Annotated in this window: 16 protein-coding genes; 14 read left to right on the top strand and 2 right to left on the bottom strand. The window is 68.6% G+C overall.

Annotation, left to right across the window (positions count from 1 at the left end; genetic code table 11):
- The 14 genes from AC07XP_RS09835 (at position 1) to AC07XP_RS09770 (ending at position 12,525) form a co-directional block, all read left to right on the top strand.
- Positions 1-1,071, top strand: a complete 1,071-nt coding sequence (locus AC07XP_RS09835) for an ABC transporter ATP-binding protein (RefSeq protein ID WP_062476739.1) — start codon at positions 1-3, stop codon at positions 1,069-1,071.
- Positions 1,068-1,958: a carbohydrate ABC transporter permease gene (locus AC07XP_RS09830; protein ID WP_062476737.1), complete on the top strand. Its 891-nt coding sequence runs from the start codon at positions 1,068-1,070 to the stop codon at positions 1,956-1,958. The genes AC07XP_RS09835 and AC07XP_RS09830 overlap by 4 nt, the downstream gene beginning before the upstream one ends.
- A complete protein-coding gene (locus AC07XP_RS09825; protein ID WP_062476734.1) occupies positions 1,955-2,767 on the top strand; it encodes a carbohydrate ABC transporter permease in 813 nt (270 codons plus the stop codon). The genes AC07XP_RS09830 and AC07XP_RS09825 overlap by 4 nt, the downstream gene beginning before the upstream one ends.
- A 12-nt stretch (positions 2,768-2,779) precedes the next feature.
- Positions 2,780-3,088, top strand: a complete 309-nt coding sequence (locus AC07XP_RS09820; protein ID WP_062476731.1) for a DUF2160 domain-containing protein — start codon at positions 2,780-2,782, stop codon at positions 3,086-3,088.
- Between the two features lie 88 nt (positions 3,089-3,176).
- Positions 3,177-4,907 carry an ABC transporter substrate-binding protein gene (locus AC07XP_RS09815; protein WP_070059465.1) on the top strand — a complete coding sequence of 577 codons (1,731 nt, stop codon included), beginning with the start codon at positions 3,177-3,179 and terminating at the stop codon, positions 4,905-4,907.
- 168 nt (positions 4,908-5,075) lie between these two features.
- Positions 5,076-6,080 carry a dialkylresorcinol condensing enzyme gene (locus AC07XP_RS09810; RefSeq protein WP_495264531.1) on the top strand — a complete coding sequence of 335 codons (1,005 nt, stop codon included), beginning with the start codon at positions 5,076-5,078 and terminating at the stop codon, positions 6,078-6,080.
- Complete coding sequence (locus AC07XP_RS09805) at positions 6,070-7,206, top strand: beta-ketoacyl-ACP synthase III (RefSeq protein ID WP_492685257.1); 1,137 nt, start codon at positions 6,070-6,072, stop codon at positions 7,204-7,206. The genes AC07XP_RS09810 and AC07XP_RS09805 overlap by 11 nt, the downstream gene beginning before the upstream one ends.
- A gap of 2 nt (positions 7,207-7,208) precedes the next feature.
- Entirely contained in the window at positions 7,209-7,604 is a 396-nt protein-coding gene (locus AC07XP_RS09800) for a DarG family dialkylresorcinol biosynthesis protein (RefSeq protein ID WP_495264530.1), read from the top strand.
- Complete coding sequence (darH, locus tag AC07XP_RS09795; protein ID WP_495264529.1) at positions 7,601-8,581, top strand: BtrH-related acyltransferase DarH; 981 nt, start codon at positions 7,601-7,603, stop codon at positions 8,579-8,581. The genes AC07XP_RS09800 and darH overlap by 4 nt, the downstream gene beginning before the upstream one ends.
- Complete coding sequence (locus AC07XP_RS09790) at positions 8,581-9,489, top strand: ABC transporter ATP-binding protein (protein WP_495264528.1); 909 nt, start codon at positions 8,581-8,583, stop codon at positions 9,487-9,489. Before darH ends, AC07XP_RS09790 begins: the two co-directional genes overlap by 1 nt.
- Before the next feature lie 9 nt (positions 9,490-9,498).
- Entirely contained in the window at positions 9,499-10,656 is a 1,158-nt protein-coding gene (locus tag AC07XP_RS09785; RefSeq protein ID WP_495264527.1) for an ABC transporter permease, read from the top strand.
- Positions 10,653-10,931, top strand: a complete 279-nt coding sequence (locus AC07XP_RS09780; RefSeq protein ID WP_139706326.1) for an acyl carrier protein — start codon at positions 10,653-10,655, stop codon at positions 10,929-10,931. The genes AC07XP_RS09785 and AC07XP_RS09780 overlap by 4 nt, the downstream gene beginning before the upstream one ends.
- The gene (locus AC07XP_RS09775) at positions 10,928-12,007 is read left to right on the top strand and encodes a beta-ketoacyl synthase N-terminal-like domain-containing protein (RefSeq protein ID WP_495264526.1); all 1,080 of its coding nucleotides are present in this window, start codon (positions 10,928-10,930) and stop codon (positions 12,005-12,007) included. The genes AC07XP_RS09780 and AC07XP_RS09775 overlap by 4 nt, the downstream gene beginning before the upstream one ends.
- On the top strand, positions 12,004-12,525 hold the full coding sequence (locus AC07XP_RS09770) for a hypothetical protein (RefSeq protein WP_495264525.1): 522 nt from the start codon (positions 12,004-12,006) through the stop codon (positions 12,523-12,525). Before AC07XP_RS09775 ends, AC07XP_RS09770 begins: the two co-directional genes overlap by 4 nt.
- On the opposite strand, the gene AC07XP_RS09765 is transcribed toward AC07XP_RS09770, so the two are convergent.
- The gene (locus tag AC07XP_RS09765) at positions 12,504-13,124 is read right to left on the bottom strand and encodes an HD domain-containing protein (protein WP_495264524.1); all 621 of its coding nucleotides are present in this window, start codon (positions 13,122-13,124) and stop codon (positions 12,504-12,506) included. The genes AC07XP_RS09770 and AC07XP_RS09765 overlap by 22 nt on opposite strands.
- 5 nt (positions 13,125-13,129) lie before the next feature.
- Complete coding sequence (gene mltB / locus AC07XP_RS09760; RefSeq protein ID WP_062482271.1) at positions 13,130-14,233, bottom strand: lytic murein transglycosylase B; 1,104 nt, start codon at positions 14,231-14,233, stop codon at positions 13,130-13,132.
- Positions 14,234-14,243: the final 10 nt, after the last annotated feature.

Here is a 14,243-nt window from a genome sequence, read left to right as displayed (position 1 = left end):
ATGGCACGCATCGATCTCGACCTGGCCCACGCCTACCGCGCCAACCCCACGCAGGACAGCGACTACGCGCTGCTCCCGCTGAAAATGAGCTTTCGCGACGGCGGCGCGTACGCCTTGCTCGGCCCCTCGGGCTGCGGCAAGACGACCATGCTCAACATCATTTCGGGCCTGCTCGTGCCTTCGCAGGGCAGCGTGAGCTTCGATGGCCGCGACATGACGCGCGCCACGCCGCAGGAGCGCAACATCGCGCAGGTGTTCCAGTTCCCGGTGATCTACGACACCATGACCGTGGCCGAGAACCTGGCGTTCCCGCTGCGCAACCGCAAGGTGCCCGAAGACCAGATCAAGAAGCGCGTGGGCGAGATCGCCGAAATGCTCGACATGAGCGGCCAGCTCAACCAGCGCGCCGCGGGCCTGGCGGCCGACGCCAAGCAGAAGATCTCGCTGGGCCGCGGCCTGGTGCGCAGCGACGTGTCGGCGGTGCTGTTCGACGAACCGCTCACCGTGATCGACCCGCACCTGAAGTGGCAGTTGCGCCGCAAGCTCAAGCAGATCCACCGCGAGCTCAAGCTCACGCTGATCTACGTGACGCACGACCAGGTCGAGGCGCTCACCTTCGCCGAAGAGGTGGTGGTCATGACGCGCGGCAAGGCCGTGCAGGTGGGCAGCGCCGAGGCGCTGTTCGAGCGGCCGGCCCATACCTTCGTCGGCCATTTCATCGGCTCGCCGGGCATGAACTTCCTGTCGGCCCACAGTGCCAACGGTGCGCTCGAAGTGGCCGGCACGCCGCTGGTGCCCACGCGCGAGCTGCCGCCCGGCGCGCTCAAGATCGGCATCCGGCCCGAGTACCTGCGCCTGTCGAACGCGGGCGCCGCCGGCGCCGTGCCGGCGGTGGTGAAGCAGGTGCAGGACGTCGGTACGCACGCGATGCTCAGCGCCGAGGTCGACGGCGGCGTGGTCAAGGTGCGCATGCATTCGGACGAACAGCCGCCCTCGGTGGGCGACACGGTGTGGCTGCGGGTGCTCGACACCCACACCTGCTACTACAAGGACGAGGAACTGGTGGCATGAACCCGACGAACAAGCCGATCAACCAGAAGGCGTGGTGGCTCGTGCTGCCCGTGCTCATCTGCGTGGCCTTCTCGGCCATCGTGCCGCTGATGACGGTGGTCAACTACTCGGTGCAGGACATCATCTCGCCCGACCGGCGCGTGTTCGTCGGCACCGAATGGTTCGCCGCCGTGATGCGCGACGACGAGCTGCACCAGGCGCTGTGGCGCCAGCTGGGCTTCTCGCTGTCGGTGCTGCTGGTGGAGATTCCGCTGGGCATCGCGCTCGCGCTGTCGATGCCGGCCACGGGCTGGAAGTCGTCGGCGGTGCTGGTGGTGGTGGCGCTGTCGCTGCTCATTCCATGGAACGTGGTGGGCACCATCTGGCAGATCTACGGCCGTGCCGACATTGGCCTCCTGGGCCACGCGCTGCAGGTCATGGGCATCGAATACAACTACACGGGCAGTGCGACCGACGCCTGGCTCACGGTGCTGGTGATGGACGTGTGGCACTGGACGCCGCTGGTGGCCTTGCTCTGCTATGCCGGCCTGCGCTCCATTCCCGACGCCTACTACCAGGCCGCGCGCATCGACGGCGCCAGCAAGTTCGCGGTGTTCCGCTACATCCAGCTGCCCAAGATGCGCGGCGTGCTGATGATCGCGGTGCTGCTGCGCTTCATGGACAGCTTCATGATCTACACCGAGCCCTTCGTGCTGACGGGCGGCGGGCCGGGCAATGCGACCACCTTCCTGAGCCAGTACCTCACGCAGAAGGCCGTGGGGCAGTTCGACCTCGGGCCGGCGGCGGCGTTCTCGCTGATCTATTTCCTGATCATCCTGCTGTTCTGCTTCGTGCTCTACAACTGGATGCAGCGCGTGGGCACGCAAGAGGTGGAGAAAGAACAATGAACGAAAAACGCTTCCACAAGCGCAGCATCTTCTTGCTGCTGTACATCCTGTTCGCGCTGCTGCCCATCTACTGGATGGTCAACATGAGCTTCAAGACGAACGAGGAGATCCTGTCGAGCTTCTCGTTCTTCCCGCAGCAGCTCACCTGGGCCAACTACGCGCGCATCTTCACCGACGAGTCGTGGTACTCGGGCTACATCAACAGCCTGATCTACGTGGCGATCAACACGGTGATCTCGCTCACCGTGGCGCTGCCGGCGGCCTATGCGTTCTCGCGCTATTCGTTCCTGGGCGACAAGCACGTGTTCTTCTGGCTGCTGACCAACCGCATGACGCCGCCCGCGGTGTTCCTGCTGCCGTTCTTCCAGCTGTACAGCACCGTCGGCCTCATGGACACGCACCTGGGCGTGGCGCTGGCGCACCTGCTGTTCAACGTGCCGCTGGCGGTGTGGATTCTCGAAGGCTTCATGAGCGGCATTCCGCGCGAGATCGACGAAACGGCGTACATCGACGGCTACTCGTTCCCGCGCTTCTTCCTCACCATCTTCCTGCCGCTCATCAAGGCCGGCGTGGGCGTGGCGGCGTTCTTCTGCTTCATGTTCAGCTGGGTCGAGCTGCTGCTGGCGCGCACGCTCACGAGCGTGAACGCCAAGCCCATCGTGGCGACGATGACGCGCACGGTGAGCGCCTCGGGCATGGACTGGGCAACGCTGGCCGCGGCCGGCGTGCTCACCATCGTGCCGGGCGCGATCGTGATCTGGTTTGTCCGCCACTACATCGCAAAAGGCTTTGCGATGGGTCGCGTCTAAGGAGGTCGAAAGATGTTCGACTGGATGGTCTGGACCACCCCGGTGGCCGTTTTCTTCAGCTGCATCGCGCTCATGCTGGTCGGCATGACCGTGTGGGAATTCAAGTCGCCCACCACGATGCGCCGCGGCTGGCTGCCCATTGCCACCACGCGCGGCGACCGGCTCTTCATCGGCCTCTTGTCCGCGGCCTACGTCAACCTGATCTTCGTCGGCCTGGCCGGCAAGGTGCAGGAGTGGCTGAGCCTGGAGGCCGAGCCCTCGATCTGGATCGGCTTCGTGCTGTCGATGTTCGTGCTCGCGCTCGTGATGCGCAAAGGCTAGCCCACCGATTTCGTCAACGCGTCCGGCTCTCCGCCTCCCCGGAGCCGCGATGAAAAAACCGGGGAAGCACAACCGAGGAGACACATTCATGAAGATGCGCTACACGGCATTGGCAATGGCGGCGGCGATGGTCGCCGCGCACGGCGCATGGGCCGCAGAGCCCGAAGCCAAGAAATGGATCGACAGCGAGTTCCAGCCGTCGACCCTGAGCAAGGACCAGCAGGCGGCCGAGATGAAGTGGTTCATCGACGCGGCCAAGAAGCTGCAGGCCAAGGGCGTCAAGGAAATCTCGGTGGTGTCGGAGACCATCACCACGCATGAATACGAATCGAAGACGCTGGCCAAGGCCTTCGAGGAAATCACCGGCATCAAGGTCAAGCACGACCTGATCCAGGAAGGCGACGTGGTCGAGAAGCTGCAGACCTCGATGCAGTCGGGCAAGTCGATCTACGACGGCTGGATTTCCGACTCCGACCTCATCGGCACGCACTACCGCTACGGCAAGATGATGAACCTCACCGACTACATGGCCGGTGCGGGCAAGGAGTACACCAACCCCGGGCTCGACCTCAAGGACTTCATCGGCACCAAGTTCACCACCGCGCCCGACGGCAAGCTCTACCAGCTGCCCGACCAGCAGTTCGCCAACCTGTACTGGTTCCGCGCCGACCTGTTCGATCGCAAGGACCTGAAGGACAAGTTCAAGGCCAAGTACGGCTACGACCTGGGCGTGCCGCTGAACTGGAGCGCCTACGAGGACATCGCCGAGTTCTTCAGCGTCGACGTGAAGACCATCGACGGCAAGCCGATCTACGGCCACATGGACTACGGCAAGAAGGACCCGTCGCTGGGCTGGCGCTTCACCGATGCGTGGCTCTCGATGGCCGGCACCGCCGACATCGGCACCCCCAACGGCATGCCGATCGACGAGTGGGGCATCCGCGTGGCCGACGACAAGTGCACGCCCGTGGGCGCGGCCGTGTCGCGCGGCGGTGCGACCAACTCGCCGGCCGCCGTGTACGCGCTCACCAAGTACATCGACTGGATGAAGAAGTACGCGCCCAAGGAAGCCATGGGCATGACCTTCGGCGAAGCCGGCCCGGTGCCCGCGCAGGGCCAGATCGCCCAGCAGATCTTCTGGTACACGGCCTTCACCGCCGACATGACCAAGAAGGGTCTGCCCGTGGTGAACGAGGACGGCACGCCCAAGTGGCGCATGGCGCCCGGCCCGAACGGCCCGTACTGGAAGCAGGGCATGCAGAACGGCTACCAGGACGTGGGTTCGTGGTCGTTCTTCAACGGCCATGACGCCAACAAGACGGCCGCCGCCTGGCTCTACGCCCAGTTCGTGACCTCCAAGAGCGTCTCGCTCAAGAAGACCATCGTGGGCCTGACCCCGATCCGCGAATCGGACATCCAGAGCAAGGCCATGACCGACATGGCGCCCAAGCTGGGCGGCCTGGTCGAGTTCTACCGCAGCCCGGCCCGCGTGGCATGGACGCCCACCGGCACCAACGTGCCCGACTACCCCAAGCTGGCGCAGCTGTGGTGGAAGAACGTGGCCGAGGCCGTCACGGGCGAGAAGACCCCGCAGAAAGCCATGGACAACCTGGCCGACGAGATGGACAACGTGATGGGCCGCCTGCAACGCGCCGGCATGGCCCACTGCGCGCCCAAGCTCAACGCCAAGGGCGACCCGAACAAGTGGCTCAGCGACCAGCACGCCCCGTGGAAGAAGCTGGCCAACGAGAAGCCCAAGGGCGAGACCATCGACTACAACAAGCTGCTGAGCGCCTGGAAGGCCGGCAAGGTGCGCTGATCGGCGCTTCGCCAGCAGCAATTGCAAACAAGGGCCGCGCCGCGAGGTGCGGCCCTTTTTCGCTTTCTGGCGCCCTGGTTCGTCGGATTCACGCGACGCCATGACCTATGGCAGATGCACCTTTGAAAAGGTTCGCTTACATTCGACGGCCCCCGCCACGGCCCGCCAGTGAATCCAAGTTCTTCCAGCCCCACCGCCAGCCCTCCTGCCACCCCGAGCGCGCGTGTCAAACGCGTCCTGCTGATCCAGTACTCGCAGACCGGGCAACTCGACCGCGTGGCCGGGCAGATCGCCGCGCCACTGCGCGCCGACCCGGGCATCGAACTGCGCGTGGAAACGCTGCGGCCGCTGCAGCGCTTTCCCTTTCCCTGGCCCTTCCTGACCTTCTTCGACGCGTTCCCCGAGTCGGCCCACCTGAAGCCGGGCCCGCTGGCGCCGCTGACGCTCATGGGCGATGAAGACTTCGACCTCGTCATCCTGCCGTACCAGGTGTGGTTCCTGGCGCCCGCGCAGCCGGTCGTGGCCTTCCTGCAGCACCCCGTTGCGGCGCGGCTGCTCAAGGGAAAACCCGTGGTCACGGTCATTGCCTGTCGCAACATGTGGCTGCTGGCCCACGAAAAGCTCAAGGGCCTGCTCGCCGCCACCGGCGCGCGCCTGATCGACAACGTGGTGCTCACCGACCCGGGCCCCACGCTCGCCACCTTCTTCACCACGCCGGCCTGGCTCATCTGGGGCCGCAAGCGCGGCTTCTGGGGCATGCCCGATGCGGGCCTGAGCGAGGAACAGATCCGCGGCTGCGGCCGCTTCGGCCGGGCCCTGCGCGATGCGCTGCACGCAGGCCGCGAGCAGGGCGATGCGCCCTTGCTGGCCGGGCTGGGCGCGGTGCGCGCCCAGGCGCGGTTGCTCATCAGCGAGAAGGCCGGCACGCGCAGCTTCTACCTCTGGGGCAAGCTGATCATGGCGGCCGGCGGGCCGGGCGCGGCGGTGCGCAAGCCGCTGCTCTTGCTGTACGTGCTGTTCCTGCTGGCACTGATCGTCACCGTCGTGCCGGTGAGCCTGACGCTGCAGGCCCTGCTGCGGCCGTTGTTCCGAGGGTGGCTGACTAAAATGACGGCTCAATTCGAGCGCCCGTCGGGCTCTGCCACGGACCGGCTCCCTCTCTATGACGACTGATGTTTTCCTGACCCGCACCGCTGCCTTCCTGCCTTTTTCTCCGGTCAGCAACGAAGACATCGAAGAAGTGTTGGGCCGCATCGGCGGCAAGGTGTCGCGTGCGCGACGCCTCATCCTGCGCAGCAACGGCATCCAGTCGCGCCACTACGCCATCGACCGCGCCACCGGCCAGCTGGCCATGACCAACGCGCAGCTCACCGCCGCGGCCATCCGCGCGCTGGGTGACGACATCGGCCCGGTCGACTGCCTGGCCACCGGCACCTCGCTGCCCGACCAGCTCATGCCCAACCACGCGGTGATGGTGCACGGCGAACTGGGCTGGCCCCGGCTCGAGGTGGTGGCCTGCGCCGGCATCTGCCTGGCCGGCGCGGCGGCGCTCAAGCATGCGTGGCTCTCGGTGCGTGCGGGCGATGCGCGCCGTGCGGTCGCCACGGGCTCCGAGCTGGCCTCGGCCGTGATGCGCGGCATCAACTTCGAGGCCGAGCTCGAGCACAAGCTCGAGGCCCTCGAAGCGCGCCCGGAGATCGCCTTCGAGAAAGACTTCCTGCGCTGGATGCTGTCCGACGGCGCCGGCGCGGTGCTGCTGGAGCGCGAGCCGCGCGGGCCGCTGTCGCTGCGCGTCGAATGGATCGAGCTGTCGTCGGCGGCGCACGAGCTGCCGGTGTGCATGTACGCCGGCGCCGACAAGAACGAGCAGGGCGGCCTCGACGGCTGGGCCCGCACCTCGCCGGCCGACTGGCAGCGCGACTCGACCTTCGCCGTCAAGCAGGACGTGCGACTGCTCAACGACAACATCGTGCGCGCCACGCTGGCCGAGCCACTCGCGGCCATCATCGAACGCCGCGGGCTCAAGACCGACGACATCGACTGGTTCCTGCCGCACCTGTCGTCGCACTACTTCGTCGAGCCCGTGGCCGCGAGCCTGGCATCGCTGGGCCTGCCGATTCCGCGCGAGCGCTGGTTCAGCAACCTCGCGACCAAGGGCAACACGGGCTCGGCCTCGCCGTACATCATGCTGGACGAGCTGTTCCGTTCCGGTCGTATCAAGCCCGGCCAGAAGTTGCTGATGTTCGTGCCCGAAAGCGGTCGCTTCTCCAGCGGCTTCATCTACCTGGAGGCTGTGTAGCCATGGACCTCGATGCCGTGCCGCAAGAGGGCAACGCAACCCTCGCAGGCCATTCCAAGCTGATGTACGCCCGCGACGCGCAAGGCCGCGTCGTCACCACCACGTCCAAGGGCTGGGAGGCGGAAGAGATCGTCACCAGCCACGCGGTCGATGTGCTCATCGAGCAGACGCAGGAGGCGAGGGCGCGCGTGAAGGCCGGACTGGCTTCGCCGCTCGAGTACTGGATGTACGAACGCCGCATGGACGTGGCGCTGCTCTCGCAGACCAGCGGCTTCTGGCAATGGCGCGTGCGCCGCCACCTGCTGCCGCGCCATTTCGCCGCGCTGTCGCCGGCCCAGCTTGCCCGCTATGGCCAGGCGCTGGGGCTGCCCGTTTCCACCCTGCAAGGCCTGCCGTGAACTTCCAACACCAACAGGCGGCGCACTGCGAAAGCGGCGTCATCTCCAGCCTCATGCGCCACCACGGCGCGCCGATGAGCGAGGCGATGGCGCTGGGGTTGTCCTCGGCGCTGTCGTTCGCCTACCTGCCGTTCATCAAGCTGTCGGGCCTGCCGCTCATCTCGTACCGCATGCCGCCCAAGGCCATCATCAAGGGCCTGCTGGCACCGATGGCCGCGCGCTTTCGCTTCGAGACCTTCCGCAGCCCGCAGGCCGGGCAGCAGCGGCTGGACGCGCTGCTGGCCGACGGCCAGCTCGTGGGCCTGCAGACCTCGGTCTACTGGCTGCCGTACTTTCCGCCGAACATGCGCTTTCATTTCAACGCGCACAACCTGCTGGTCTACGGCAAGGACGGCGACGACTACCTGATCAGCGACCCGGTGTTCGAGGAGCCCGTGCGCTGCGCGAGCGAAGACCTGTCGCGCGCGCGCTTCGCCAAGGGCGTGCTGGCGCCCAAGGGCCTCATGTACTACCCGCAGGCCATCGAGCGCAAGGCGGTCGACGCCGCCTCGGTCACCAAGGCCATCCGCAAGACCGTGCGCAACATGCTCGCGCCCGTGCCCATCGTGGGCGTGCGCGGCATGCGCACGCTGGCCAAGCGCATGCAGAAGCTGTCGCCTACGGATCCGCGCAGCATCGACTTCATCGGCCACCTGGTGCGCATGCAGGAAGAAATCGGCACGGGCGGGGCGGGCTTTCGCTTCATCTACGCGGGCTTCCTGCAGGAGGCGGCGCAGCTGCTCGACAAGCCGCAGCTCACGCAGATGTCCGAACGCCTGATCGCCATCGGCGACGGCTGGCGCGCGTTCGCGCTCAAGGCAGCGCGCATGGTCAAGGGCCGCGAGCCGGTCGATCCCGTCGCACTCGCCGGCAAGCTGCGCGAGCAGGCGCAGCAAGAGGAAACCTTCTTCCGCGACCTCAAGGCCGCTGTTGCCTGATGTTGGAGCTGCACCAGCTCGGCTACCGCTACCCGCACGCTGACAAGGCCGCGCTGGCCGACGTGTCGCTCGCCGTGCCGCGCGGTTGCGTGCTGGGCCTGCTCGGCCCGAACGGCGCCGGCAAGACCACGCTGATCTCGCACCTGTCGGGCGCGCTCGCGGTGCAGTCGGGCGACATCCGCATCGACGGCCTGCCGCTGCAGCAGGTGCGCGCGAAGGCGCCCACGCGCATCGCCGTCGCGCCGCAGGACCAGGCCTTCTATCCGATGCTCACCGTGGCCGAGAACCTGGCGTGCTTCGCCGCGGCCGGCGGTCTTTCGGGCGCGCGCAGGAAGGCGCGCATCGACACCTGCACGCAGTTCGCGCAGCTCGAACAGTTCGCGGGCGTGCGCGCCGAGCGGCTCTCGGGCGGCCTGAAGCGGCGCCTGAACCTCGCGATCGCCTTGCTGCCCGAACCCGAGCTGATGCTGTTCGACGAGCCGACGGTGGGCGTCGATCCGCAGTCGCGCGCCTTCATCCTCGATGCGATCAAGAGCCTGGCGCAGGCCGGCGCGGCGGTGATCTACGCCTCGCACTACATGGAAGAGATCGAGGCCATCGCCGACCGCGTGGCCATCCTCGACCAGGGCCGCGTGCTGCGCGAAGGCCCGCTCGACGCGCTGCTGTCGCAAAGCGCGATGCTGCTGACCCTGGCCGCCGACGGGCTAGACGCACAGACGCTGTCGCGCTTCGGCACGGTGGAGCAGGGCGCGACGCACTGGCGCATCCACCTGCACGCAGGCACCGGCCCCGGCCCCGTGCTGGCCGCGCTCGAAGCCGAAGGCATCGAGGTGCGCCAGGCCGAGTTCGGCCGGCACGACCTCGAGCAGCTCTTCATGGCGCTCACCCACCGTTCGCTGCGCGACTGACCGAACGCCATGCTCCTAGCGCTCATCAAGAAGGAACTGCTGGCCCTCGTGCGCGACATGCACGGGCTGGCCGTGCTGTTCGTGATGCCGATGGTGTTCATCGTGCTGATGTCGCTCACGCTGAAGGACATCTACCGCCCGCCGCTGGCCGAGCTGAGCTACGCGGTCGATGCACGCGACAGCGGCACGCCCGCCAAATGGCTGCTGCAGATCTGGCAGCGCAGCCACGGCGCGCCGCAACCGCTGGGCAGCGACTGGCAGGCGCGGCTGCGCAGCGGCACGCTCAAGTACGTGATCGTGCTGGAGCCCGGCCTGTCGGACGAACTGGAATCGGCCGCGCTCTCCACGCGCGCTCACATCCGCCTGCTGGCCGAGCCCGGCATCGACGCCAACCTGTTCAACGCACTGCGTGCCGAACTCATCGGCGCCTCGGGCGAACTCAAGGCGCGGCTTGCGCTGGCGGTGCCCGGCACGGCCAGCCCCGCGCCCGACGCGTCCATCCAGGCGATGGTGCAGGCCGAGCGCTTTGCCACCACCGGCCCGCGGCCCACGTCGGTGCAGCAGAACGTGCCGGCCTGGCTGGTGTTCGGCATGTTCTTCGTGGTGGCCTCGCTGTCCAGCCTGTTCGTGCAGGAGCGCGGCTCGGGCGCGCTCGGGCGGCTGCAGAGCCTGGGCGTGTCGCGTTCGATGCTGCTGGCCTCCAAGGCCTTGCCCTACCTCGGCGTGAACGCGCTGCAGGCGCTGCTGATGCTGGCGGCGGGCATCTGGTTCATGCCGCTGATCGGCGGCGACGCGCTCTCGCTCGCGGGCATCCACTGGGGCGGCCTGCTGCTGTCGCTGGCGGCCGTGAGCCTGGCGGCGGTGAGCCTGTCGCTGGCGGTGGCCTGCCTCGTCAAGAGCCATGCGCAGGCCGCCACGCTGGGGCCGATGGTGAATGTGCTGATGGCGGCGGCGGGCGGCATCATGGTGCCCAAGTTCGTCATGCCGGGCTTCATGCAGCGCATGGTCGAAATCTCTCCCATGAACTGGGGGCTCGAAGCGCTGCTCACCGTGCTGCTGCGCGGCGGCGGCGTGGCCGAGGTGCTGCCGCAGGTCGGTCGGCTGGTGGCGTTCGCGGCCCTCATGTTCTTCGTGGCTGTCTTTCTGTTTCGCAGGCGCGCACCGTGACGAGCACCGTTTCTTCTCCTGAATTCATCGCCCGCCTCAAGGCCCTCGTGCTCGAGGCTGTCGAAAAAGACGCGCCGCCCGGTGGCCTCGGCGACGACGAGCCGCTGTTCGGCCCCGAGGCGCGGCTCGACCTCGACTCGCTCGACGCGCTGCAGGTGTCGATGGCGATCCAGCAGCACTTCGGCCTGCGCATGCCCGACAGCAAGGACACGCGCCGCGCGATGACGTCGATCGCGCACCTGGCGGAACACCTGGTGCAAGCGGGCAAGGCATGAGCCTGATGCCGGTGTACCTGGCCGGCATGGGCCTGGCCTGTGTGCTCGGCGACGATGTGCCGTCGGCGCTCGCAGCGCTGCGGCGCGGCGGCGTGCCGCCCACGCCGGTGACGGTGGCCGAGGGTCTGCAGTGGCCGGTCTACACGCTGGCGGTGCCGCCCGGTGACTGGGCGCAGCGCGTGCAGCACACGGTGCGCCGCGTGGTGGCGCAGACCGGCGACGGGCTGGACCGGCAGGGGCCGCTGTTCGTGGCCTCGTCGTCGCTCGACATCGGGGCCATGGAGCACGCGCAGCACGACGCACGGCTGAGCGGCGACCTGCAGGATTTCGCCGACATCGCCGCCGCCGCGCTCGACTGGCAAGGCCCGGTCTTCACCGTCTCGACCGCCTGCACCTCGGCGCTCAACGCGATGCTGGCGGCGGCCGACATGGTGCGCGCGGGCGAGGCGCGCGAAGCCTTGGTGATCGGCGCCGAACTCGACAACCGCTTCACCGTGGCCGGCTTCGGCGCGATGCAGCTGCTGGCGCCCGACAGCGCGCGGCCCTTCGGCGCGGGGCGCCAGGGGCTGGTGCTCGGCGAAGCGGTGGCGGCGCTGCGGCTCGGATCGCAACCCGCGCGCTGGGCGCTGCTGGGCGGCGCCAACGTGGTCGACGGCCGCAACCCCTCGGGCACCGAGGCGAGCGCGGTGCGCGCGATGTGCCGCGACACGCTGGCGCGCAGCGGCCTGCAGCCCGCGGACATCGACCTCATCAAGGTGCAGGCGGCCGGCAGTCCGGTCAACGACGCGATCGAGGTCGAGGCGCTGCGGCAGGTGTTCGCGCCGCTGCCGCCGCTGGTGTCGCTCAAGTCGGCGATCGGCCACACGCTGGGCGCGGCCGGGGCAGCGGAGCTGGCCCTGCTGGTCGGCTGCATCGAAGGCGGCGCCTGGCCGTCGGTCGGCTACGCGCTGGACGAGACGCTGGGCATCGCGCTGAGCGACGGGCCGCCGGCGCAGCTGCGTCACATCCTGCTCAACGTGGTGGGCTTCGGCGGCGGGCATGCGTCGCTGGTGCTCAAGGATTGCAACGCCGCATGAGCCACGCTGCAACCCCTTGGCGCACCGTCGCGCACGTCGTGGCGCATCCGCCGCCCGACGACTGGCGCGACGCGCTCGCGACCCGCCTGGGCCGCCGGCCGCGCCGCGTCGGCCTGTGGACCGAGCTGGCGATGTACGGCGCGCTGCGCTGCCTCGACGCGGCCGGCGAGGCCGCGCTGCCGGCGGGCGCGCGCCTGCGCGTGACCAGCCGGCGCGGTGCCTGGGAGGCCACACGCGCGGGGCTGGCGCAGCTCGACGCGGGCTTGCCGATGCCCTTCACCTTCATGCAGGGCCAGCCCGCACTGATGCTGGCCGAGGTCGGCCGCTGCCTCGAGTGGCAGGGCGATGCGAGCTTCATGCTGTGCCGCGATCTCGCGCGGCCGCTGGCGTTGTCGCAGCTGGGCGCGGGGCGCGACGGGCTGCTGTTCGGCGTGGTGGAGGAGACGTTCGGCGACGTGCCGCCGCGCTCCGAATGGTGGAGGCTGGTGCCGACGGTTCAGCCTGCGATCGAGTGCTGAAGGTTCTCGCGCGCCCGTGCTTCGAGCAGGGCGTGCATGCGCGGCGTGGCGTAGATCGCCGGACGGTCGAGAAAGCGCTGGAGGATCGCGCGCCGGCGCGGCAGGCGAATCTCCTCGGGAACGAAACCGTATTCCACGTGCACCTGGCGCTCGTACTCGTCGAAGCGCGCGCGCTCGGCGCCGAGGATCGACAGGTCGATGTCGATCAGCAGCTCGGGGTCGCGGCCTTCGGGCACGGCGTCGTGGCGCGTGGCCATGACGAGTGCGTGGACGCGGTCGGCCGCCGCAGCGTCCACACCGGCGGCCTGCATCGCCTGCCGCGCCCAGTCGGCGCTGCGGGCTTCGTTGTCGTGCGCATGCACGTCGTAGATCGCGTCGTGGAACCACAGCGCCAACGCCACCTCGCCGGGGCGTTCGGCGAGCGCCTGCTCCCGGTCGAACCACGCGAGGCATTCGCCCAGGTGCTGCATCGTGTGGTAGTGGCGCTGCGGTTCGCCGTAGCGGCGTTGCAGTTCGAGCCGCAGCGCGTCGTCGGGCGCGGCCACGCCCAGCGCCTGCCAGGCGGCGTTCCAGTTCGCGTGCAGCGCCTGCGGTGTCATCGCCGTTATTGCTCCATCGCGGCCTTGACCTCCTGGCCGAGGTCGAGCACCGACATCGCGTAGTAGCTGCTCCAGTTGTAGCGCGTGATCACGTAGAAATTGCGCGTGCCCGCGACATAGGTGGGCGGCGCGTCGAGGCCGTTCTGCAGTTCGATGAGCGCCAGCAGACCCTTGTGCTTCAGGCCTTCGCCCTCGGGAACGGCACCTGCGGCCACGAAGCTGTCGGCGCTGAAGGTCGGCAGGATGTCGGGCGCCAGCAGCAGCGCCTTCTTCAGGCGCGCTTCCTCGAAGTGCACCGGATAGATCGACGGCATGCCCGGCGTCCAGCCGAAGCCCTTGAAGTAGCTCGCCACCGAGCCGATCACGTCGACCGGGTTGTTCACGAGGTCGATGCGGCCGTCGCCGTCGAAGTCGACCGCGTACTTGGCGATGCTGCTGGGCATGAACTGCGGCATGCCCATGGCGCCGGCGTAGCTGCCCACGGGTGTGAGCGGGTCGTCGGCGGTGCGGCTTTCGGTGCTCAGGAAGCTCTCGAGTTCGCCGCGGAAGAAGGCGATGCGCTCGGCCGCGCGCGGGTGGCCCTGCGGGAAGTCGAAGGACAGCGTGGCCAGCGCATCGATCACGCGGAAGTTGCCCATGTTGCGGCCGTAGATGGTCTCGACGCCGACGATGCCGACGATGATCTCCGGCGGCACGCCGTAGGTGGCCTCGGCGCGCGCGAGCGTCTCGGCATTGGCGCGCCAGAAGCGCACGCCGGCCGCGATGCGCACCGGGTCGATGAAGCGGCTGCGGTAGGTCTGCCAGTTCTTCACGGTGCCGACGGGGCCCGGCAGCATCAGGCGCGGCACGTTGGGCAGAAAGCGCGCGGCGCCGATGGTGGCGCGCACCCAGTCGCGGTCGAGGTTGCGGCGCTGGGCGACGTCGTCGGCGAACGCCATGGCGTCGTCGCGCGTGGCGTAGGGGGTGCTGCCGCGCACCGGCGTGACGGCGGGGCGGCCATTGGCCTGGGGCTTCTGGGCCAGGGCGCCCGTGGGCCAGGCGACGCAGGCGGCGAGGAGGGCGGTGGCGGCCACTGCGGCGCGCAAGGGCGTGGGGAAGGCGTGTGACATGGGCACGATT

Source organism: Variovorax sp. GW531-E2 (genome assembly GCF_059423125.1).
Note: the sequence above shows the minus strand (reverse complement) of the source record. Positions and strands in the feature narration are given on the sequence as shown.